Annotated in this window: 14 protein-coding genes; 12 read left to right on the forward strand and 2 right to left on the reverse strand. The window is 55.5% G+C overall.

Going from position 1 to position 22,490, the window contains the following annotated elements; all coding sequences use genetic code 11:
- Window positions 1-39: 39 nt before the first annotated feature.
- Window positions 40-789 carry a uracil-DNA glycosylase gene (locus GSUB_RS04750; RefSeq protein WP_235269910.1) on the forward strand — a complete coding sequence of 250 codons (750 nt, stop codon included), beginning with the start codon at window positions 40-42 and terminating at the stop codon, window positions 787-789.
- A gap of 9 nt (window positions 790-798) precedes the next feature.
- Here GSUB_RS04750 and GSUB_RS04755 read toward each other — a convergent pair whose 3' ends face one another.
- Both GSUB_RS04755 and GSUB_RS04760 read right to left on the reverse strand, forming a co-directional pair.
- Window positions 799-1,146 carry a DUF3135 domain-containing protein gene (locus tag GSUB_RS04755; protein WP_040199457.1) on the reverse strand — a complete coding sequence of 116 codons (348 nt, stop codon included), beginning with the start codon at window positions 1,144-1,146 and terminating at the stop codon, window positions 799-801.
- Between the two features lie 207 nt (window positions 1,147-1,353).
- Window positions 1,354-2,739, reverse strand: coding sequence for a sigma-54-dependent transcriptional regulator (locus GSUB_RS04760; RefSeq protein ID WP_040199459.1), 1,386 nt, complete (start codon window positions 2,737-2,739; stop codon window positions 1,354-1,356).
- A gap of 192 nt (window positions 2,740-2,931) precedes the next feature.
- Between GSUB_RS04760 and GSUB_RS04765 the strand changes: the two genes are divergently transcribed.
- The 11 genes from GSUB_RS04765 (at window position 2,932) to mdh (ending at window position 22,345) form a co-directional block, all read left to right on the forward strand.
- Window positions 2,932-4,263: an NfeD family protein gene (locus tag GSUB_RS04765; protein WP_052464557.1), complete on the forward strand. Its 1,332-nt coding sequence runs from the start codon at window positions 2,932-2,934 to the stop codon at window positions 4,261-4,263.
- A 192-nt stretch (window positions 4,264-4,455) separates the two neighbouring features.
- The gene (locus GSUB_RS04770) at window positions 4,456-5,226 is read left to right on the forward strand and encodes a slipin family protein (protein WP_052465053.1); all 771 of its coding nucleotides are present in this window, start codon (window positions 4,456-4,458) and stop codon (window positions 5,224-5,226) included.
- Window positions 5,227-5,581: 355 nt separating this feature from the next.
- Window positions 5,582-9,034: a pyruvate carboxylase gene (locus GSUB_RS04775; protein ID WP_040199462.1), complete on the forward strand. Its 3,453-nt coding sequence runs from the start codon at window positions 5,582-5,584 to the stop codon at window positions 9,032-9,034.
- Window positions 9,035-9,239: 205 nt separating this feature from the next.
- The gene (locus GSUB_RS04780) at window positions 9,240-10,382 is read left to right on the forward strand and encodes a hypothetical protein (RefSeq protein ID WP_040199464.1); all 1,143 of its coding nucleotides are present in this window, start codon (window positions 9,240-9,242) and stop codon (window positions 10,380-10,382) included.
- Between the two features lie 8 nt (window positions 10,383-10,390).
- On the forward strand, window positions 10,391-12,778 hold the full coding sequence (locus tag GSUB_RS04785) for a DNA internalization-related competence protein ComEC/Rec2 (protein ID WP_084211756.1): 2,388 nt from the start codon (window positions 10,391-10,393) through the stop codon (window positions 12,776-12,778).
- A gap of 135 nt (window positions 12,779-12,913) precedes the next feature.
- The gene (locus tag GSUB_RS04790; protein ID WP_040199467.1) at window positions 12,914-14,260 is read left to right on the forward strand and encodes a GGDEF domain-containing response regulator; all 1,347 of its coding nucleotides are present in this window, start codon (window positions 12,914-12,916) and stop codon (window positions 14,258-14,260) included.
- A gap of 202 nt (window positions 14,261-14,462) precedes the next feature.
- Entirely contained in the window at window positions 14,463-15,719 is a 1,257-nt protein-coding gene (gene hisS / locus GSUB_RS04795; RefSeq protein ID WP_235269933.1) for a histidine--tRNA ligase, read from the forward strand.
- A gap of 83 nt (window positions 15,720-15,802) precedes the next feature.
- Complete coding sequence (gene aspS, locus GSUB_RS04800) at window positions 15,803-17,590, forward strand: aspartate--tRNA ligase (RefSeq protein WP_040199469.1); 1,788 nt, start codon at window positions 15,803-15,805, stop codon at window positions 17,588-17,590.
- Between the two features lie 139 nt (window positions 17,591-17,729).
- Window positions 17,730-18,485 (forward strand): LysM peptidoglycan-binding domain-containing protein, encoded by a 756-nt coding sequence (locus tag GSUB_RS17895; protein ID WP_052464560.1) that lies wholly within the window; start codon window positions 17,730-17,732, stop codon window positions 18,483-18,485.
- Between the two features lie 425 nt (window positions 18,486-18,910).
- A complete protein-coding gene (locus GSUB_RS04810; RefSeq protein WP_040199470.1) occupies window positions 18,911-21,133 on the forward strand; it encodes an NADP-dependent isocitrate dehydrogenase in 2,223 nt (740 codons plus the stop codon).
- 255 nt (window positions 21,134-21,388) lie between these two features.
- Window positions 21,389-22,345 carry a malate dehydrogenase gene (mdh, locus tag GSUB_RS04815; protein WP_040199471.1) on the forward strand — a complete coding sequence of 319 codons (957 nt, stop codon included), beginning with the start codon at window positions 21,389-21,391 and terminating at the stop codon, window positions 22,343-22,345.
- Window positions 22,346-22,490: the final 145 nt, after the last annotated feature.

Consider the following 22,490-nt stretch of genomic DNA (forward strand, 5'->3'; position numbering starts at 1 on the left):
TAATTGTGATGCGTCACAAAAAGGATAGAACACCCTGCGGTGAGTGTAAAGGTGATGATGCCCTCTTCGGATAAAAAAGAAATTGCCGATCTGTGCGCTCAGGTTCGTGGTCTGCTGCAGGATTTCGAACACCTCGGCGTAAATGAGGTTTTTGTTCAGGACCCGCCGTCCGAGTTGCCTCGATGTCCGGTCGGCGAGCGACCGTCCGACGATGAGAAGATGGGGTGCCGCCCTGAGACCCTCGAAGAGATCGCTGCTGAATTGCACAACTGCCAGCGCTGCCCTTTGAGCAAGCGGCGCCGGAATGTGGTGTTTGGCGTTGGAGACCCTCAGGCGCAACTTGTGTTTGTCGGGGAAGGGCCGGGTCGAGAAGAGGATGAAAAAGGGGAGCCCTTTGTCGGTGAGGCCGGCAGACTGCTTGACCGTATTCTGTCCGCCATGGGCTTAAATCGCGATCAGGTTTATATCTGCAATGTCGTCAAGTGCCGCCCGCCGGGGAACCGCGACCCCCTTCCGGAAGAAATCGAGCACTGCGAGCCTTATCTCAAACGTCAATTGGCTACGATCAACCCCCGCGTTGTTGTTGCCCTGGGCCGCTTCGCCGTACAGACCCTGCTGCGTGATTCCGCACCTATCAGCCGGTTGCGCGGTCATTGGCGGGAGTATGAGGGAATTGCCCTGATGCCGACTTTTCACCCCGCCTTTCTGTTGCGAAAGCCGGCGATGAAGCGCGAGGTCTGGGAGGATATGAAACAGGTCCTGCACCGCTTGCGTGAACTGCGGGACTGAGGGGCCTGCTCAATGCCTGGGGCGTGGGAAGGGGAGAACGGCCGCTTCTCTCCGCGCATTCTGGCGTTCGCGCATGACTTTTTCCGGGTTGTTGACGACTTCCTGAAAATTGGCGAAATGTTCCCAGAAGATTTCGACCATCTTGTTCATGCGCATGATCGGGTCATGATACGCCTGTAGTCGTGCTTCAATCGTGAATTGAAGTCCGTGAGCGCGTTTTTGAAAATCCTCCGGAAAGGTCTGAATGGTTTCTTCGATGAGCGCCTTGCGTCTTAGTTCAAACTGCTCCTGGTCCTGAAAATAGAGCTGACTTAATTCTTCAAAGAAGGCCTGGTTGTCCTGATCGGAAAATTCCATAGTCCCCTCCCTCTTTTTCACCATGTCACCGGTTGGTATTAAAACCTGTTACACCATGAAAACGACCTTTGCAAATCATAATATTTTCGTTTTTGCATGAACAAAAAAACGATTCATAAATGACTTGCGATCTTTTCGAGAACGAACTCCTGAGATGCAGGGGCGCGGTGATGTCACTGCGCTACTGTTGCCGCAGATATGCGGTTGTCAGGTTTCAATTTTCAGGCGTTTTATTTTTTCAACCAGGGTTGTGCGATTGATGCTGAGCAGGTTTGCGGCCCTCGCTTTGACGCCATTGCTCAGCTCGAGCGCTTCCTGGATCATGGTGCGTTCAATATTGCCGATGATTTCAGGCATATTGACGCCGGACTCGGTGACGCGTGGCGCGCTGGCCAGCACCGAATCCGTGCCGCTGGCTTCGCCGATATAGGGGGGCAGGTCCTGCGGTTCGATGATCTCGCTGTCTGTCAGCGCCACCGTGCGCTCTATGAGGTTTTCCAGCTCGCGCACATTGCCCGGCCAGGCGTAATTCTCCAGCGCCGTCATGGCCGCGGGGGAGATCGACATCAGCGAGCGATCCATTTCCTGGCAGAATTTCTGCAGAAAATTGCGCGCCAGAAGGGCGATGTCTTCACGTCGTTCTCTGAGCGGCGGAAGCTCGATCGGGATCACGTTGAGGCGATAGTAAAGGTCTTCGCGAAACTGCCCCTTTTTGACCTGATCCTCCAGGTCGGCGTTGGTTGCGGAAACGACCCGCACGTTGAGTTTGACCTTGCGGGTCGTCCCGATACGCTCGATTTCCTGCTCCTGAAGGACCCGCAGCAGTTTCATCTGCAGGTGCATCGGCATGGTACCGATTTCATCCAGAAAGATCGTCCCTTTGTCAGCCGCTTCGAATTTGCCGGCTTTTTCCGAAACGGCGCCTGTAAATGCCCCCTTGGCATGGCCGAACAGTTCGCTCTCCAGCAGGTCGGCGGGGATTGCGCCGCAGTTTATCGCTACGAAGGGTTTGTCCTTGCGGGGGCTGTTGTAGTGGATCGCTTTGGCGACCAGCTCTTTGCCGGTGCCCGATTCTCCCAGGATGAGAATGGTTGACTCGGTGTTGACGATGCGCTCAAGGCGGGAGAAAACCTGCTGCATCGGCAGGCTGTTGCCGATGATATTGTCGAATTTGTATTTGCCTCTGAGCTGTTGTCGCAAATAGAGGTTTTCGGCCACGAGGCGGCTTTTTTCCACCGCCTTGGCAACGATGACCTTGAGTTTTTCAAAGTTGAAGGGTTTTGTGATATAGTCGAACGCCCCTTCTTTCATGGCTTCAACTGCAGTTTCCGCCGAGGCGTTGCCGGTAATCAGGATGACGCTGGTGTAGGGGCTGTCTTCCTTGACGCGTTTCAGGATGTCGATGCCGCTCACGCCGGGCAGAAACAGGTCGGTGATGATGATTTCAAAGGGTTTTTTCTCCATGATCTCCAGGGCTTCTTCGCCGGTGACGGCTGACTGAACCTGATAGCCCGAATGAGACAGCAGCAGAGTGAGTGCCTGCCGATTGTGTGCCTCGTCGTCGATCACGAGAATCTGTGTGCTGGATTTCATGCCGTAGCCTTCCCTCCAATGGTTCAACGCCACATGTCCGTCACAAAATTGACGATCCAATATCCATACCATGACGACTGGATTGAGCGCAACAATTTCGCGGAGATAAGAGTACGACCGTTCCCATTTAATTCCTCGCCGCGAATGGTAGCGGAAGATTGACAAGCATCGACCATCGGCTAATCTTTCTCTATGGTGCGATTTCAACGGTTTACATTTCTTCTTGGCCTGATGTGCCTGGTGATTTCCGGCCTGGTCCCGTCCGCTGCCCATTGCCGTGAAGGGGACACCCTTTCTGTGTTGCCGGTCGCTGATGTCATCAACCCGGTGGTGGCCGGCTTTGTTCAGGACGAGATCGAGCGCGCCAACCGCCTTGAACGGCGTGCCGTTCTGCTGGAGCTTGATACGCCCGGTGGACTGGACACGTCCATGCGTCAGATCATCCAGTCCATTCTCGGTTCGCGCATCCCCGTAATTGTTTATGTTTACCCCCATGGTGCGCGAGCGGCTTCCGCCGGCGCGTTGATAACGCTGGCCGCAGATTTTGCCGTCATGGCGCCTGGGACCAATCTTGGTGCCGCCACACCGGTTTCACTCACACCTCCCACGGGTGGTGGCGAGCAGGGCGAGGCCATGATGAAAAAGGTGACCAACGATGCGGTTGCCTACGCGCGGAGTCTGGCGGAACAACGCGGCCGCAACCAGGACTGGGCCGAACAGATCGTCACCGAAGGAGTCTCTACCCCGGCCCATGAAGCCCTTGAACTCGGAGTTGTCGATTTTGTTGCGGAAGACGTACAGGAGATGCTGAGTCTTCTCGATGGACGTGTTTACCTTCGGGGAGGAGAAGAGCTGCATTTCAGTGCCGCCGATGCCGTCCTTGAACGGATCGAGATGAACTGGCGACAGAAAATTCTCACGACCATCAGCAACCCCAATGTGGCTTATATGCTGTTGATGCTGGGATTTCTCGGGATATTTCTCGAGCTGTCCCAACCTGGCGTTATTCTCCCCGGCGCTATCGGTGCACTGGCATTGCTGCTGGCTTTTTTCGGCTTGCAGATGCTGCCGGTTAATTACGTCGGTGTGCTGTTGATCGTCGCGGCGCTGATCCTGTTTATCCTCGAAATCAAAGTACAGTCCTACGGCATGTTGACTGTAGGCGGCATTCTGTCCATGGCGCTGGGGTCTCTCATGCTGATCGATTCCGCACAGCCTTATCTGCAGATTTCACGAGCGGTCATTGTGGCGACCATTGCGGTCAGCACCAGCTTCTTTATTCTGATTGTCTATTTTGTTGCGCGTACTCAGATGTCCCGGGTTGTGTCGGGAAGAGAGGGAATTGTCGGCGAGCAGGGCACTGCGGTGACGGCGCTCTCGCCGGAGGGGCGGGTTTTTGTGCATGGTGAATATTGGAACGCGGTGGCAGATGAACCGGTCGCGGAAGGGGAGCCTGTCGAGGTCATGGAGTTGCTGGATCACATGCGCCTGCACGTGCGCCGCGTGGAGCCGGGTTCCAGATAGAAGATGTTTTTTGGGTCACTATTCAACTTGGCGGTGCAGCGAAGGTGTCGCAGCTCCCATGACAAGGGACACTTTCCGCCATCCCTGGCCGTTTGACTGGCGCCATCCGTGGCGCCAGACACCCTTGTCATGGAAGCTACGACCCCTTCGTGGTGAAACGATACTTTCTTTTTCAGGTGGAGGTTGATGACCATGGGTTTGCCCATCAGTGTTTTCTGGATCGTCGTTTTCGCGCTGCTGGTGGCATTAATTGCCAGTGCGGTGCGGGTCCTGGTCGAGTATGAACGTGGCGTGGTTTTTCGTCTCGGCCGTTTTTCGGGAGTGAAAGGGCCGGGACTGCGCTTTATCATCCCTGGGATTGATCGCATGGTCAAAGTCAGTCTGCGCACCGTAGCGATGGATGTTCCGCCGCAGGACGTGATCACCAAGGATAATGTCTCGATCAAAGTCAACGCGGTGCTTTACTTTCGCGTCATCAGCCCCGACAAGGCGCTGATCGAAATTGAAAACTATCTTTACGCCACCAGTCAGCTGGCGCAGACTTCCCTGCGCAGTGTCCTTGGCCAGTCTGAACTCGATGAGTTGCTGGCTCAACGCGATCGCATCAACCTGCACCTGCAGGAAATTCTCGATCGTCAGACCGATCCCTGGGGGGTCAAGATCAGCAATGTCGAGATCAAGCATGTCGACCTGCCCGTCGAGATGCAGCGTGCCATGGCACGTCAGGCCGAGGCCGAGCGGGAGCGGCGCTCCAAGGTCATTCACGCCGAGGGGGAATTTCAAGCGGCGAAGAAGCTGGCCGATGCGGCACATATCATCTCCAAGGAAAAAGGGGCTCTGCAGCTGAGATTTCTGCAGACTCTGACCGAAGTATCGGCGGAGAAAAATTCGACGATTATTTTCCCGCTGCCCATGGACCTGCTCACGCCGTTTCTTGAGCGGTCGGGTGCCGAAAAAGAGTAGGCACATCGATCCCGCAGGCACGCATTATCCTTAGAATTGAGAACAAGCGGTGAAAAGAGAAGGGCGGGTCTTTATGGCCCGCCTTTTTTCAGGTATGCACGGCGTGGTGCGATATGTGGGAAATGGTGCGAGGACGAGAATTTTTTCGACAGTAATTTCAATAGTTTGTGAATTAAAACAATATTTTACCTTGACACCGAAAAAAGGCTTTGATTAGATTGCATTTCCTGTGTCGCACGACCTAACCTTTTAAAATCACTGTAAAATTTAAGTATTACTAAAAACATAAAGTGTTTTTGACTTTGGGGTCAACTTGAAACCGTTGTTGGTGGGGAAGCCGGCTGAAGGAGGTTTAATGGCAGTAAAAAAATTCAAAAAAATTATGGCCGCCAATCGGGGTGAGATTGCAATTCGGATCTTCCGTGCCTGCACGGAACTGGGGATCAAGACCGTCGCAATCTATTCCGAGGAAGACAAGATCTCGCTGCATCGCTACAAGGCTGATGAAGCTTATCTGATCGGCAAGGGGAAGGGGCCGATCGATGCCTACCTTTCCATTGACGAGATCATCGACCTGGCCCGCAAAAAGGAAGTCGATGCGATTCATCCCGGCTACGGCTTCCTGTCTGAAAACGCCGAATTTGCCGAAGCCTGTGAGCGGGCGGGCATTGCCTTTATAGGCCCGACGCCCGAAATTCAAAGACGCCTTGGTGATAAAGTTTCCGCGCGTCATGTGGCCATTGAGGCCGGCGTGCCTGTAGTCCCTGGCACTGCGGATCCGGTGACAACAGAGGAGGAGGCTCTCCTTTTTGCCAAGGAGTCGGGTTATCCGATTATCGTCAAGGCTGCAGCAGGCGGTGGCGGAAGGGGCATGCGCGTGGCCCGCAACCAGAAGGAACTGCTTGAAGGACTCAAATCAGCGGCTTCCGAAGCCAAGGCCGCTTTTGGCAATCCTTCGGTTTTCCTGGAGAAATATCTGGAGAAGCCCAAACATATCGAAGTGCAGATTCTCGGTGACCAGCATGGCAACATCTTTCATTTTTTTGAGAGAGACTGTTCCATACAGCGTCGTCACCAGAAGGTTATTGAAATCGCGCCGTCGCTGGGTTTGGATGAAAAAACCCGCCATGCAATCTGCGATTCCGCCATGAAGATTGCCCGGGCGGTCGATTACATCAATGCGGGCACCGTGGAGTTCCTTCTCGACCAGAACGGCGATTTTTATTTCATTGAGACCAATCCCCGCATTCAGGTGGAACATACCGTCACGGAAATGGTGACCGCCCGCAACCTGGTGCAGATGCAGATTCAGGTGGCACAGGGCTACAAGCTGACCGATCCCGAAATCGGGATCGCGAACCAGGAAGATATCGAGCTGCGCGGCTACGCGATCCAGTGCCGGGTGACGACCGAGGACCCCCAGAACGGTTTCGCCCCGGATTTCGGAACGATCAAGGTCTACCGGACGGCGGCTGGTTTCGGGGTGCGCCTTGATGCCGGACAAGGCTATGCGGGGGCCCAGATTACGCCTTATTACGATTCCATGTTGACCAAGATTACCGCGTTCGGCCGCTCTTTTCCCGATGCTGCGCGCACCATGGACCGCGCCCTGCAGGAGTTCCGCATCCGCGGAGTCAAGACCAATATCGGTTTTCTTGAAAACGTGATCACGCATCCGCTTTTCCTCGAGGGCAAGTGCGACACCTCTTTCATCGACAATCATCCCGAGTTGTTCCAGATTCGGGTCAAGAAAGACCGCGCCAATAAATTGCTGCGTTTCATCGGCCACACCGTGGTCAACGGCTATCCCGGCATCACGGAGGAGAGGGCGCTGCGGTTCCGCGACCTGCGCGAAGCAGAAGCGCCGGAGATGCATTACGATACGCCGCGGCCGCGCGGGACTCGCGATATCCTGCGGGAGAAAGGTCCCGAGGGGCTGGCCCGATGGGCCATGAAAGAGAAAAAGCTTCTGCTGACCGACACCACCATGCGCGATGCCCACCAGTCGCTGATGGCGACCCGCTTCCGCACCTTTGATCTCGACCGCATTGCCGAAGCGACCAGCGTGCTTGGCGGCGGGCTGTTCTCGCTGGAGATGTGGGGCGGTGCGACTTTCGACGTGTCCATGCGTTTTCTGAAGGAAGACCCCTGGGAGCGGCTTGACCGCTTGCGGGAGAAGATCCCCAATGTCCTCTTTCAGATGCTGCTGCGGGGTTCCAATGCAGTGGGCTACACCAATTATCCCGACAATGTGGTGCAGAATTTCGTGGCCGAGGCGACTCGCGGTGGAATCGACGTTTTTCGCGTGTTCGATTCCCTCAACTGGACCAAGGGGATGCGTGTCGCCATGGATGCCGTCCTGGACAACGGCGCCGTGTGCGAAGCGGCGATGTGCTACACCGGTGACATTCTTGATCTCAAGCGGGACAAGTATCCTCTCAAGTATTATGTCGACCTGGCTAAAGAGCTTGAAAAGATGGGCGCCCACATTCTTGGCATCAAGGATATGGCCGGCCTGCTCAAGCCCTTTGCCGCCGAAAAACTGGTGAAGGCGCTCAAGCAGGAGATCGGCATTCCCATCCACCTGCATACCCACGACACCTCCAGCAATGGCGGCGCCATGCTGCTGGTGGCGGCCCAGGCGGGCGTCGATATTGTCGATACCGCACTTTCTTCAGTCTCCGGCTTGACGGCGCAGCCCAATATGAATGCTTTGCTGGCGGCTCTTGAAGGCACCATCTGGGATCCGAAACTCGACCAGGACGGTCTGCAGCTACTGGCCAATTACTGGGAAACGGTGCGGACCTATTATGCGCCATTCGAGTCCGAACTGCGCAGCGGCACCGCCCAGGTTTATTTCCACGAAATTCCCGGCGGCCAGTACAGTAATTACAAGCCTCAGGTCGAAGGGCTGGGTCTTGGACACCGCTGGGAAGAGTGCAAGCTGATGTATCGCAAAGTCAATGACATGTTCGGTGATGTAATCAAGGTCACTCCCTCGTCCAAGATCGTCGGCGACATGGCCATGTTCATGGTGCAGAACAATCTCGAACCTGAGGATGTTTATGAGCGGGGTGAGGAACTGACTTTCCCCCAGGGGGTGGTGGACTTCTTCAAAGGCATGATCGGTCAACCGGTGGGGGGATTCCCCAAAGACCTGCAGAAGATCATCCTCAAGGACGAGAAGCCGCTGACCTGCCGCCCTGGTGAGCTGCTTGAGCCCGTTGACTTCAAGGCCCGTAAAACCGAGCTGGAAGCCAAGGTCGACCATCCCGTTAAAGACCGTGATGTTCTTTCCGCCGCCCTCTATCCCGTGGTGTGGGAAGAGTTCGATGCCCATCGCCAGGATTTCGGCGACACCTCTGTGCTTCCGACCCCGGTGTTTTTCTACGGTCTTGAGATCGGCGACGAGCTGAACATCGATATCGAGCCGGGCAAAACCTTGATCGTACGTCTCAATGCGGTCGGTGGACTGCAGAAGGACGGCTCGCGCAACATCTACTTTGAACTTAACGGCGAGCCCCGTCAGGTAACGGTGCAGGACCTCTCCGTTGTCAGCGATGAGAGCGCGCATCAGAAGGCGGAGCGCGGCAACACTAAACACGTCGGTGCGCCCATGCCGGGCAAGGTGTTCAAGCTGCTGGTCAAAGCGGGAGACGAGGTCAAGGCGGGCGACACCCTGCTGACCACCGAGGCGATGAAGATGGAGACCAATGTCAAGGCCAAGCAGGATGGCAAGGTTGTCGATGTGCTCTTCAAGGAAGGTGATTCCGTTCAGCAGGATGACCTGCTGGTGGTTTTGGATTAGTTACTCGATTCGATTGAATGGATGTATTATGCCCTCTTGATGCGGGCCGCGAATGCCGGGTTTTCGAACCCGGCATTTTTTTGATCAAGACGGGGCCGCATCTGAAAAAGAAGCGGTTGAGAAAGCTGCGACATTTCAAACCGGAAAGATTTATGCTATATCCTCCAGAAGTTATGCGGTGAATGGGTGATGAGAGGGGAAGTTTATGAGGGTAGGGAAGCGCGTCGTTTCGATTTTTGTCTTGCTGGGTCTGGTCTGTCTGGTTGCGCCGGCCTCGTCTGTACAGGCCCTGACCCAGCGTGACTGGATGGTGGCTCTGGTCGATGCCCTGGGGTGGTCTTTCGGGTTGCCCGATGAGCCGCAGGAGAGTGATTATCAGGAAATTCTCTCGGGAGAGCGCGTTTTTCGCGTCGAAGCCGAAGAAGCCCATCAGCCCGAGGATCTGGTTGCGGTCAAAACTTTTGAAAACTTCGGTCCTTTCAGTGGAGAAGGGTGGCTGGCCGGGATCGCCACGGAAACGCGCGCGCACTTACAGTTTCTTCTCCCCCGTGACGGAAGCTACCACATAACAGCATCCTTGCGTTTGCCCGGCCACCGTATCCGCATCGGAGGACGGGAGGTGGAGGCATCTGCCGGCAATCGATTCGAAACGGTTCCTTTGGGAACGTTTTCTCTTGAAGCCGGTCCCCAGGAAATTGTTGTCGATCTCCCCCCCAGCGCTGCCATTGATTACCTGGAGTTAAGGGCGGCGCCGTTGCCGAAGATCGAGCCTCTGAACGGCTGGCGACCGCAAGCGCCTTTGAGTCGGTCTGATCTGGCGGTGACGGCTGTTCGGCTTTTGGCTGCGGAAAACTGCCTGCCTCCCATGCCGCAGAAGATCAGCATTGAGGCCGAGACCTCATCTTCCCCCGGCGGTGCGCAGATTGAAACCAGCCGCTACCTGGGGGTGCCCAGCGAGGGTGCCTGGCTGCGGGCCGGGACGACGCCGGCTCGCGTACGTCTGCATTTTCGTGTCGAGCGGGACGGGGTATATCGCGTCGCCTTGACCGGAGTGGGGAGTGAGTCTGCAACCCTGAGTTTTAACGGAGGACGCTCCAGGAGCCAACCGCTTAATTCATTCCTGGCCGAAAAAGAGGTTGGCACAGTTTATCTTGAACGTGGCAGTCATTATGCCGATATCGAACTCCCTGCGGGAAACGGGGTCGATAAGTTGGTATTGCATGCTCTGCATTCCGACCCTTCCGATTATGCTCGCCTGGCGGGGATGTCCGCCATGGACGGGAAGCCGGATGCCAGCGAGATCGATCTTCTGCTCTCATTGCTGGCGTCCGTCGGTGCGTCGCGCTAACTGTTCCCATGGGTGTACTTCCCTGGCTATTGTCCTACGCGGCGGGCCTGTGCCTGATGCCGTATCTGCCGCTGGAAACCGTTCACATCGGTTTTATTGGTGCCCTGGCCTTTGTGGTATGGGCAGTGCGCAAGAGCCGCCGGCTTTTCTCGCTATTTGCCGGGCTTTTTTTCTTTGCTGCCGGGCTTCTTTTTTATTCCACCTCCATTTCCCTGCCCGTTGATCCTTCTCATCTTGTTCACCATGTAGATGGGGAGGCCGCAAACTTTCACGGCAGAATACTTGAAATGGTTCATTATCCCGATGGGCGGGGGCGCGTCGACCTCGAAATCCAGTCCCTGGACCGTGAGGGGTTGAGTCAGAGAGTGCATGGGCGTATGCGCCTGTTTTTCGGAGAATCTCCCGAGGATAACAGAGAGATTCTACCCGGCGATCTCGTCTGGCTGCGCACCCGCATGCGTCACCCGGCCCTTTTCGGATCACCGGGGGAATTCAATTATCCCCGTTACCTCTGCGCGCACAAAATCTTTGTGACAGGATACCTGAAAAGCCTTCGTGATATGGCGGTGGCCCCACGGGACGTGCCCTGGTACTCCGCTGATTTTTTCAGGCGTCTTCGCTTCAATCTGGCTTCCGTGATCTTTCGCCAGGACGATGCCCACTCTGCCTTGACTGCGGCGCTGCTGGTCGGCGATAAGAGCCGCTTGCTGCCTGCACAGCGAGAGACTCTGGCGCGTGGCGGCATCTCCCATCTGTTCTCCATTTCCGGCCTTCATCTCGGCTTAGTGGCTGGTTACGGTTATTCCCTTCTTCTGCTGGGGTGGCGGCGCAGTGAGCGCCTGCTGTTACATTTTCCTCCGCGCCGCTATCTTCCTCTGGCTTTGATTCCGCTGCTGCTTTTCTATGTTATGGTGACCGGTGGCGCGCTGCCGACCTTGCGGGCTTTTTTCATGGCCTTTGTGGGTATTTTACTTTGGTTGAGCGGCTGGCGTACCCGCCCTTTGAATCTGGTCTGGGCCGCCGCTTTTATTTTTCTCCTGATCCAGCCGCTGCTGATCTTCGATGTGTCCTTTCAACTCTCCTTTGCCGCGGTGACCGCTATTGTCGCCTGTGTCGGACGATGGTCCAGCTTCTGCCGGGATTATCCCCGTTGTCTACGGTGGTTCTGTCTGCTGGGGGTCACCACCCTGGTCGCCTCTCTTGCGACTCTGCCGCTGGTACTTGCCAATTTTCATCTTCTTGCTCCCGCCGGTCTGCTGACTAATTTCGTCGCCGTTCCGGCTATTGCGCTGTTGGCATTGCCTCTTGGATTGGTTGCGATGGCGTTTTTACCTTTGTGGCCGACCGCTGCGCAGTGGTTGCTGTCCGTGGTGCATCCAGTTCTCGGCATGGTTCAGGATGCTACCGCCTGGATGATTGCCAGGCCGATCTTCGGTGGATGGCGCCTGTTTCTCTCCCCCTGGCAGACCTTGGGCATTGCGCTCGTGGTGCTCGTGCTTATGCTGCCCCTGCGTTTCCGTTGTGGATGGGTGGCGCGGATTGTCACAATTGGGCTCTGTCTGGTTTTTTTTCTGTGGAGCCTGTTTCCCTCCGGAGATACGCGACGTCTCACGGTGACGGCTGTCAGTGTCGGTCAGGGGGACGCGACTTTGTTGTCGTTTGGAGGCACGCGCCACATTCTGGTTGACGGAGGTGGGCTTTACAGCGATAACTTCGACGTGGGTGAGCGACTTGTGGCGCCGGCGCTCGGACATATAGGGGTTCGTCGCCTTGACGCTGTAGTGCTGACCCACGATCATCCCGACCACCGCAAAGGGCTGGTCTTTATCCTTGAAAATTTTGAAGTCGACCAATTCTGGACCACGTCTACCACGGACCTGTCGGCCTCGCCTTTGGGAGCCGTGCTGGCTCGCCGCGGCATCCCGGTTCGCCATTTTGAGCCGGGGTGGACGGCTGTTGATCGCTTTGCTCCGTATAGATTGAATATTTTTCAGCCCCCTCTCCATCTCAAAGCAGAAAATGACCGCTCCCTGGTCATTCAGGCCGAACTTGATGAGAAGGGGGTTCTGCTTACCGGAGACCTTGAACGTGCCGGAGTTGAACAACTTTTGTTGCACCCGCCTCTTGGAGAGGTATGCTTGTTGAAAATGCCCCATCACGGCAGTGCCGGATCATCGCCCGGGAAACTGATCGATCATGTGCAGCCTGAAATGGCTTTTGTCTCTGCCGGTCGCGAAAATGTGTATCGGTTGCCCGCCGCTGAAGTCCTTGAGGTTCTTCGGGCGAGCGGCATCCCCCTGCTGCGGACCGATACCCAGGGGACTCTGCGCTGGTCTACCGATGGCCGGACTCAGCGCGTGGAGATCTGGGAAGGGGGGCAGTTTCGACGCATTTAAGGTGTGTTTTTTGCATGGAATATTTGTTGGGTGGCATGTGCAGATCGCAGGGTCACGCTGATTCCTTTCTTTTTTTGTAGTGTGTGATTGCCCGACGGTTCGTCAGGGTTCTTCTGTAAATCGGAGTCGTATTTCATGGATACACCCACTATTCTGGTTGTCGACCGGGAACTGTTCTTCCGGCAGCTTTTTTCCGACCTGCTGGGGCGTGAAGGGTTTACCGTCGAAACAGCCGAATCAGGGCATGCCGCACTTGACCGCATAAAGGAGGGAAAGGTTGATCTGGTCGTGGCCGATCTGAGCACGCTTGAGGGAGGGCTCCGGCCCTTCCTGCATGAGTGCCGGTCTGTTGATCCCGCTCCGGAAGTTGTGCTGGCGGCGGGAGGCGCGGAGCGGGAATCTGCGGCGGAGGGGCTGAGATATGGCGCTGCCGATTATCTGATCAAGCCTTTTCCGGGGGAAGAGTTGCGCCACCGGATTCGCGGTGTTCTGGAAAGCAGAAAGCTGGCTGCTGAAAATGCATCGTTGAGCCGGCGGATTTCCTGGCTGCAGGAGACAAATTCCCTCGTCGGAATTCTTGAACGGGATCGTTTTCTGGGGCAGGCGGTCGATCTCTGCTTGCGTGAAACCGGGGCAACACATGGTTTTGCCGTTGTGCGTGAAGCGGCGGAACATAGCGAGCTGCATGGTCTTGTAGGATTTTCGGCCGAGGAGGTGCGCACCTGGGTTGATCGTCTTTTCCCCTGCATCCCGCGTAGTGATGGCCTCATTCATCTTGATGCGGAGACAACCCGTCAATTCGGGCTGGACAAAACATTGTGGATCTTTCCCCTGCGAGCACAGGGCGCCCTGCGGGGAGCCCTTGTTTTATGCGCGGAGAAGTTGTTCTCTCCCGATGAAAAATTGGATTTTCTCTTGCAACAGATCGCAGTCGGGTTTGATCATGCATGGCGTTTCGAGCAGGCACAGCAGTTGATGTACACCGATGACCTGACAGGCCTTTATAACCATCGCTATCTGCAGGTGGCTCTCGATCAGGAGTTGAGCCGTTCCGGTCGCTACGGTCTTGAATTTGCACTGGTCTTCGTCGATCTCGATTATTTCAAGGTGGTCAATGATCAGTTCGGTCACCTCGTGGGCAGTGCGATTCTCTGTGAAACCGCGAAACTGCTCAGAAAGTGCGTTCGTGATGCGGATATTCTCTTTCGGTACGGTGGCGACGAATTCACCGCACTTCTGGTAGAAACCGAGGATCAAGGGGCCGAGGTGGTCGCGGAAAGGATTCGCCGGACCCTGGCCGATCATCGCTTCATGGCGGAGGACGGCTTTGACGTGCGGTTGACTGCCACCATCGGCTACGCAGTTTTTCCCACTGACGCTGAAGAACGCCTCGATCTTCTCAACCTTGCTGACCGCGCCATGTACTGGGGCAAAACGCAGCGCAACGTGGTGCGCTGTATCCGTGATGTTCCCACCACTTGAAAGCCCTTTTCGCCCGCCAACCTGCGATTTCTCCTTCGGCCCTCCCTCTCACACCCTGATCTTCTGCACCAGAAATGCAACTTATCCGGGATAACGCATTGACGGGTCATGCCCTGACAAGGTAAAAAAGGCACGGACCCAGCCTCGGCCGGGATAATTTCAATGAGGTGAATAAAGCGTGAGTATTACGGGCATCAAGGGAATGAACGATATCCTGCCGGGAGAAGTTGAAACCTGGCAATTTCTGGAAGCAGCCGCGCGCCGGGTTTTCTCCCTGCATGGTTTTTCTGAAATCCGCGTGCCGGTGGTGGAAAAGACCGAGCTTTTCAGCCGCTCCATCGGTGAAACCACGGATATCGTTGAAAAGGAAATGTACACTTTTCAGGATAAGGGCGGCAATTCGCTGACACTGCGGCCGGAAGGGACGGCATCGGTCATGCGAGCCCTGATCGAGCATAAACTCTATGCCCGCGATCCGCTTAACAAGCTTTTCTACCTGGGGCCCATGTTTCGTCACGAACGGCCTCAGAAGGGGCGCTATCGGCAGTTTCATCAGATCGGCGTGGAGGCAGTCGGGGTCGACCATCCCTCCATCGATGCGCAGACCCTGGCAATGCTGAGTCATTTCGCGGATGAGATCGGGTTGCGGGATCTTGATCTGCAGCTTAATTCCCTGGGCTGCCCCGTGTGCCGCCCGGATTATCGCGAACAGTTGCTCACTTTTTTACAGGAACGTCTCGATGCCCTGTGTGATGATTGCCGCCGGCGCTATCAGACCAACCCGCTGCGGGTGCTCGACTGCAAGGTGGCCGGATGCCGCGAAGCAACGCACGAGGCGCCGGCCATGCTCGATCACCTGTGCAAGGATTGTGACGATCATTTCAGCGCGGTGCGGAGCTACCTTGACGGATTGGGAACGAGCTATTCCGTTAACAAGAGGATGGTGCGCGGACTCGACTACTACACCAAGACGACTTTTGAGCTGGTGACCGGTCAGCTGGGGGCGCAGAACGCTGTGGCGGCCGGTGGGCGCTACGACGGCCTGGTCAAACAACTGGGCGGGCCTGAGTTGCCCGGGATCGGTTTCGCAATGGGAGTGGAGCGGCTTTTCCTCTTGCTCGAAGGCAGCCGTTGCGAAGCGACAAAGCCCGATGTGTTTCTTGCGGCGCTGGGCGAAAAAGCCCGCCGCGAGGCATTCAACCGGATGCACCATCTGCAGCGCCGTGGAATCCGCGCCGAAATGGAGTACCAGACCAAGAGTCTCAAGGCACAGATGCGTCGCGCCGACAAGCTCGGCGCACGTTTTGTTCTGATTCTGGGTGAAGATGAGCTGACGCGCGGTGTCGCGCAACTGCGCGATATGGCGGACAGCTCCCAACGGGAAGTCGAACTGGCGCGGCTTGAAGAGGTTTTTGTGCCATCCCCGAACCCTGCCGCAACTGACGCCACCTGTGCTTGAGATTTTCGGCGAGCGTTTGTATAGTTTAAAATTCTGTCGATTGAATCGACAGTCACGCAGACATTAAGAGGGAGGATACACTCTTGAACGACATTCTTGGCGACTGGAAAAGAACGCACTACTGCGGCCGGCTGACTGCGGCGGACATCGGTAAGGATGTCTGCATGATGGGTTGGGTGCACCGCCGCCGTGACCACGGTGGGTTGATTTTTATCGATTTGCGCGACCGCGAGGGGATTGTACAGCTTGCCCTTGACCCGGATCGTGATCCCGAAGCTCACAGCAAAGCGGACAAGGTGCGCAGCGAATATGTTATCGCCATTCGCGGCCAGGTTTCACCTCGTCCCGAGGGGACGGTCAACCCGAAAATGAAAACGGGCGAAGTGGAAGTTGAGGTGCGCGAGCTGCGTGTTCTCAATATCGCCAAGACTCCTCCCTTTATGCTGGATGAATACAGTGATGTCGCGGAAAACACCCGCCTGAAGTATCGCTATCTCGACCTGCGGCGTCCGGCACTGCAGCAGAATCTGATCCTGCGCCACCAGGTGACCCGGATTGCGCGCGAGTATCTCGCCTCTCAGGATTTCGTGGAAGTCGAGACGCCTTTTCTGACCAAAAGCACTCCTGAGGGCGCGCGCGATTATCTGGTCCCCAGCCGAGTGAACCAGGGGATGTTCTATGCGCTGCCCCAGTCACCTCAGCTTTTCAAGCAGATCCTGATGATCAGTGGTTTTGACCGCTATATGCAGATCGTTAAATGCTTCCGCGATGAAGACCTGCGCGCCGACCGGCAGCCGGAATTCACTCAGATTGACTGCGAGATGAGTTTTGCCGATCGTGAAGATGTCATGGGGATCATGGAAGAGATGATCGCCCGCATCTTCAAGGAAACCATCGGCGCTGAAATTGCGCTGCCCATGGCCCGCATGACCTATGCGGAAGCTCTTGCACGGTACGGGGTAGACAATCCCGACCTGCGGTTTGACATGGAGCTGGTCGAAATCTCCGACCTGGTGCGTGAAAGCGGCTTCAAGGTTTTTGCCGATGCCGTGCAGTGGGGCGGAATCGTCAAGGCCATGAATGTCAAGGGTGGGGCCTCCATGTCCCGCAAGGAGCTTGATGAACTCACGGAGTTCGTTAAAATTTACGGTGCGAAGGGATTGGCCTGGGTCAAGGTCAACCCCGACGGATGGCAATCTCCCATCACCAAATTTTTCAGTGAGACGGAACTCGGCAGCATCAACGACGCGCTCAAGGCTGAAACCGGCGATCTGCTGGTTTTCGTTGCCGATTCATTCCAGATTGCCAATGAGGCTCTCGGTCGTTTGAGAGGGCATCTTGGCCACAAGTTGGACTTGATCGACAAGCAGGCTTACCGTTTCGTCTGGGTGACGGACTTCCCCCTTCTGGAATGGGATGGTGAGGCGCGTCGCCACGTGGCGGTGCATCACCCCTTTACCGCGCCGATGGATGAGGATGTCCCGCTGCTTGAAAGCGATCCCGGCAAGGCGCGCGCCAAGGCTTACGACCTGGTTCTTAACGGCTCGGAGATCGGCGGCGGCAGTATCCGTATTCACGACAGTGCGGTTCAGAGTCGCATGTTCGACCTGATGGGAATCGGCGAAGAGGAGGCCGCCACAAAATTCGGTTTCCTGCTTGAAGCGTTGCAGTACGGCGCTCCGCCCCACGGCGGCATCGCCTTCGGCCTGGATCGTCTGGTTATGATCCTCACCGGTGCGGACTCCATCCGCGACGTCATTGCTTTCCCGAAGACGCAGAAAGCGACCTGCATGATGTCCGAAGCTCCGGGCCCGGTGGATGAAAAGCAGTTGCGCGAGTTGTCCATCCGTTCGGCTGTACGCCCCAAATAAGTCCATTTTTTTGGTCTGATATCGGTAAAGCGGGGGTGATTCCCAAGGATCGGGGCGCCCCCGTTTTTTCTCCGAAAAACTTTTCGTCTTGACCTGAAGGTTCTGCAGTTAAACTGTTTCCAGGAGTCATTTACGGCTGATGATGCTTTCGCGGGGACATAGGTTCTGCTCACCTTTTCGCTCCTTGCTTGTCGCTCTGTGTCTGACAGGGCTTGTGTCGGGGTGTGCTGTAGCCCCTCGCGAAGAGCTTGGTGGGGCGCAGCGCATTGTCGCCCGGGCTTATTCTCTTGGAGCTGATCACCTGGCGACCGAGCACTATCAAGTGGCTTATGAGGCGCTGAAAAGGGGAGAGGCGCATCTCAATGCAGGTGAATATGAGCAGGCGCGTTCCGCTTTTGCCATTGCCGAACACTTCGCCCGCGTTGCGATTCAAGCAGCTCAGGAAGAGCAGGATCGGTTGGAGAGGGAGTTTAAAGCGAAAGAAGAAGCAGCGGAGCGTCGTAGGCAACTTGAGGCTCGCCAGGAGGCCTCTCTCTCTCAGGATTCACCAAAATCCGCAACCAGGCCCCGTCGTGCTCCTGAAGCCAAACCTGCGCCTGAGCCCCCGCCGGAACCGGAACCTGAAAAGGTTTCCCACTATGATGTGCAGGAAGGTGATACTCTCTGGCTGATTGCTAGCCGCCCGGAAGTCTACGGCGATCCCCTGCTGTGGCCCGTTCTGTATCGAGCAAATCGTGATCAGATCAAAGATCCCCGCCGCGTCTATGAAGGGCAGACTCTGGAGGTGCCGAGGAATATGACCGACGCTGACCTTGATGAGGCACGTGAGCAGGCACGCCAGTCTGAAATTTTCCCGATTGGGCAGCTTCTGCCGTTGCCCTCCTCCATTAAATAGCCTTCTGGTTCCGCTCCCTCCTGTGCTTTGTGCTGAGAGGGGCGAAGGCCAGAAGGGGGCTTCCCTTTCTTCTTTTATCGCCCGCCACCAGTTAGATCCGTTTCTTGAAATTCAGGTGCTGCAGAGGTTTCGCATGCCTTTTTGCCGGCATGGATTTTCCTTGACAGTATATCGGGGTTTGTATACTGTATACACGTTTTGGTCCCGGAGGGTCGATTCGTTCACGCGGTGGAGAGAGGCCAGTCTCCTGCCTCGCGGCGAACCGGGTTGGTTCTTTTCCGGGCGCGAAGGTTCCCGCTTTGCAGGTGGTTAAGGTAACCGGTTTTTCGCCTGAATTTCAAAGGGGGCGCGGGTCGGTCGGCCCGCCGTCAAGCCTCTTGCGGTACTTGCAACATTGGCATACCAACCAAGGAGAGAGAGACGACATGGCATCAAAAATTATCTGGACAGAAATTGACGAAGCGCCTGCGCTGGCAACTTATGCGCTGCTTCCCGTCCTCCGGGCCTTCACCAAAGGGACTGGAATTGAAGTTGAAACCCGTGACATCTCCCTGTCGGGACGCATTCTCGCCAACTTCCCTGACAAGCTCAAAGATGACCAGAAAATTCCCGATTATCTCGCCGAGTTGGGTGAATTGGTGAAGAAGCCTGAAGCCAACATCATCAAACTGCCCAATATCAGCGCATCCACTCCTCAGCTGCAGGCAGCGCTCAAGGAGTTGCGGTCCAAAGGGTATGACCTCCCTCTCTACCCTGAAGAGCCCCAGAATGATGAGGAAAAAAAGCTGCAGGAACGTTTCGGCAAAGTTCTCGGCAGCGCCGTCAACCCGGTTCTGCGTGAAGGAAACTCCGATCGCCGGCCGGCCCCCGCGGTCAAGAAATTCGCTCAGAAAAATCCCCACAAAATGATGAAGCCGTGGCCTGAAGTTTCCCAGTGCCGTGTGGCTCACATGGACAAGGGTGATTTCTACGACAATGAAACATCCCTGACTCTCGATAAAGCGACCGAAGCCAAAATCGAATTTGTCGCCGATGACGGCAACGTGACCGTCATGAAAGAGAAACTGCCTCTGCAGGCAGGCGAGGTTCTCGACTCGACCCACATGGACGTTGCAGAACTGCAGAAATTCTATGCCAAGACCATGGATGAGGCCAAGCAGAAAGGCGTTCTGCTTTCTCTGCACCTGAAGGCCACCATGATGAAGGTGTCAGACCCTGTTCTCTTCGGACATTGCGTCAAGGTTTATTTCAAGGACGCGCTTGACAAGTATGCCGCTGAGCTCAAGGAAATCGGTGCCAGCCCCAATTACGGTCTGGCTGATATTCTGGAGAAGCTCGATCGTCTTCCGGCAGACAAAAAAGCCCAGATCGAGGCTGATATCAACGCCTGCTACAAGAAAGGTCCGGCTCTCGCCATGGTCGATTCCCGTCGTGGGATTACCAACCTTCATGTGCCCAACGACATCATTGTTGATGCTTCCATGCCTAACGTAGTGCGGGATGGTGGCAAGATGTGGAATACTGAAGATGAGCTGCAGGACACCATCGCCATGATCCCCGATCGCTGCTATGCGACCATGTATCAGGCCATGATCGAGGACTGCCAGAAAAACGGCCAGTTTGATCCCGCAACGATGGGCAGCGTCTCCAACGTTGGCCTGATGGCGCAGAAGGCAGAAGAGTACGGTTCTCACGATAAAACTTTTACCGCCCCGGCCAAAGGAACCTTCCGCATTGTCGATGCGTCAGGTGCAACGCTGCTTGAGCAGAAGGTTGAGCCCGGTGACGTTTTTCGCGCCTGCCAGGCCAAAGATATCCCCATCAAAGACTGGGTGCGTCTGGCTGTTGAGCGTGCTCGCGAGTCCGGTACTCCGGCCATTTTCTGGCTCGACGATAACCGTGCCCACGACCGTGAAATGATCAGGAAGGTCAACACCTATCTTAAAGATCATGACACCAGCGGGCTTGATATCCGCATCATGAAGCCGGTCGATGCCATGAAGTTCAGCTGCGAACGTTCGCGCAAAGGTCTCGACACGATCTCGGTAACCGGAAACGTTCTTCGTGATTATCTGACTGACCTGTTCCCCATTCTTGAACTGGGGACCAGCGCTCGCATGCTTTCCATTGTTCCTCTCCTGGCCGGCGGTGGACTGTTTGAAACTGGTGCAGGAGGGTCGGCTCCCAAACATGTACAGCAGTTCCTCAAAGAGGGGCATCTCCGCTGGGATTCTCTGGGGGAATATTGCGCATTGGTTCCCTCCCTTGAGATGATCGCCGCCAAATATCAGAGTGCCAAAGCCAAGGTGCTGGCCGAGACTCTCGATGTGGCAGTTGGGCAGTATCTCGAAAACAATCGCCTGCCTTCCCGTAAGGTGAAAGAGATTGATAATCGTGGCTGTACCTTCTATCTCACTATGTACTGGGCGCGCGCTTTGGCCGACCAGGACAAGGATGCTGAGCTTAAGGAACGTTTCACTAAGGTTGCTCAGCAGTTAGAGGATAATGAAGCCAAGATCGCCGAAGAGCTTCTTGCTGCCCAGGGTCAACCTGTGGATGTGGGCGGTTACTTCCGTCCCGATCCGGTTCTGGCTGCCAAGGCAATGCGCCCCAGCCCGACACTGAACAGCATCATAGATGCAATGTAAAAAATGCGAAGGTACAAAAAACCCGCCCCTTGGCGGGTTTTTTGTTTTCCTCCTGCTATATTTTTCAGGTTGGTAAAAGAGTGTTTTGCCCAAATTTTTAAGTAAAATCTGCGACAAAGCAAAGTTCTTGACAGAGAAATGCTTTCTGTATACTGTATACGCAGTGTGCGGTCCAGCTTCCTGAGTGGAAACGTTGTTATATCCATGCCTTCCATTTGGAGGAGGGCGTAATTTCACGTGTAAAGGAGAGAGAGAATGGCGAGACCTAAAATTGCATTGATCGGTGGTGGTCAAATTGGTGGCGTATTGGCTCAGCTCGCAGCATTGCGGGAACTGGGTGACGTGGTCATGTTCGATATCGTCGAAGGCATGCCTCAGGGCAAGATGCTTGACCTTGCCGAGGCTTCTCCTGTCGACGGCTTTGACGTCGAGCTTAAAGGGACCAACGATTATAAGGATATTGAAGGTTCCGACATGGTGATCGTGACCGCCGGTCTGCCGCGTAAGCCCGGGATGAGCCGCGATGATCTGATCGAGGTCAATTCCAAAATCATGACCCAGGTATCTGAGGGCATCAAGCAGTATGCTCCCAACTCCTTCGTTATTATCATTTCCAATCCTCTCGACGCCATGGTCACTCTGTGTCAGAAAATTACCGGTTTCCCCTCCGAGCGCGTTATGGGACAGGCCGGGGTTCTCGACTCTGCACGTTTCGAAACTTTTATCGCCTGGGAACTCGGCGTATCAGTCAAAGATGTGACAGCAATGACTCTGGGTGGTCATGGGGATACCATGGTTCCTCTTGTTCGCTATGCCAGCGTCAAGGGGATTCCGGTGATGGAACTTCTCGAGCAGAAGTACGGCAGCGCCGCCAAAGCTCAGGAAGTTATGGACGCCATGGTTGAGCGTACCAAGAAAGCTGGTGGCGAGGTTGTTGCCCTGCTTAAGACCGGCAGCGCTTTCTACAGTCCTGCTTCTTCCGCCATCGCCATGGCCGAGTCTATTCTTAAAGATCAGAAGCGCGTGCTGCCCACCTGTGCCCTGCTCAAGGGAGAATATGGTGTTGACAACTACTATGTAGGCGTTCCCTGCGTCCTCGGCGCTAACGGCGTTGAAAAAATCATCGAGTTCAAGCTCAATGATGAAGAGCAGGCAATGTTCGACAATTCAGTCAATGCCGTTAAAGAACTTGTCGGCAGCATGAAAATGTAAGCTTTTTTGATACCTATCCAATGTCATGACCATTAAAGGGCAATGGCAACATTGCCCTTATTTTCTTTTTTTTAAGCATTGGGGAAATACACCTTTCAAGGAAGGCCCCCCCGGATTGATATTCCCGGATTTTTGCCGATTTCCT

It is taken from the genome of Geoalkalibacter subterraneus (assembly GCF_000827125.1).
Classification (GTDB): Bacteria; Desulfobacterota; Desulfuromonadia; order Desulfuromonadales; family Geoalkalibacteraceae; genus Geoalkalibacter_A; species Geoalkalibacter_A subterraneus.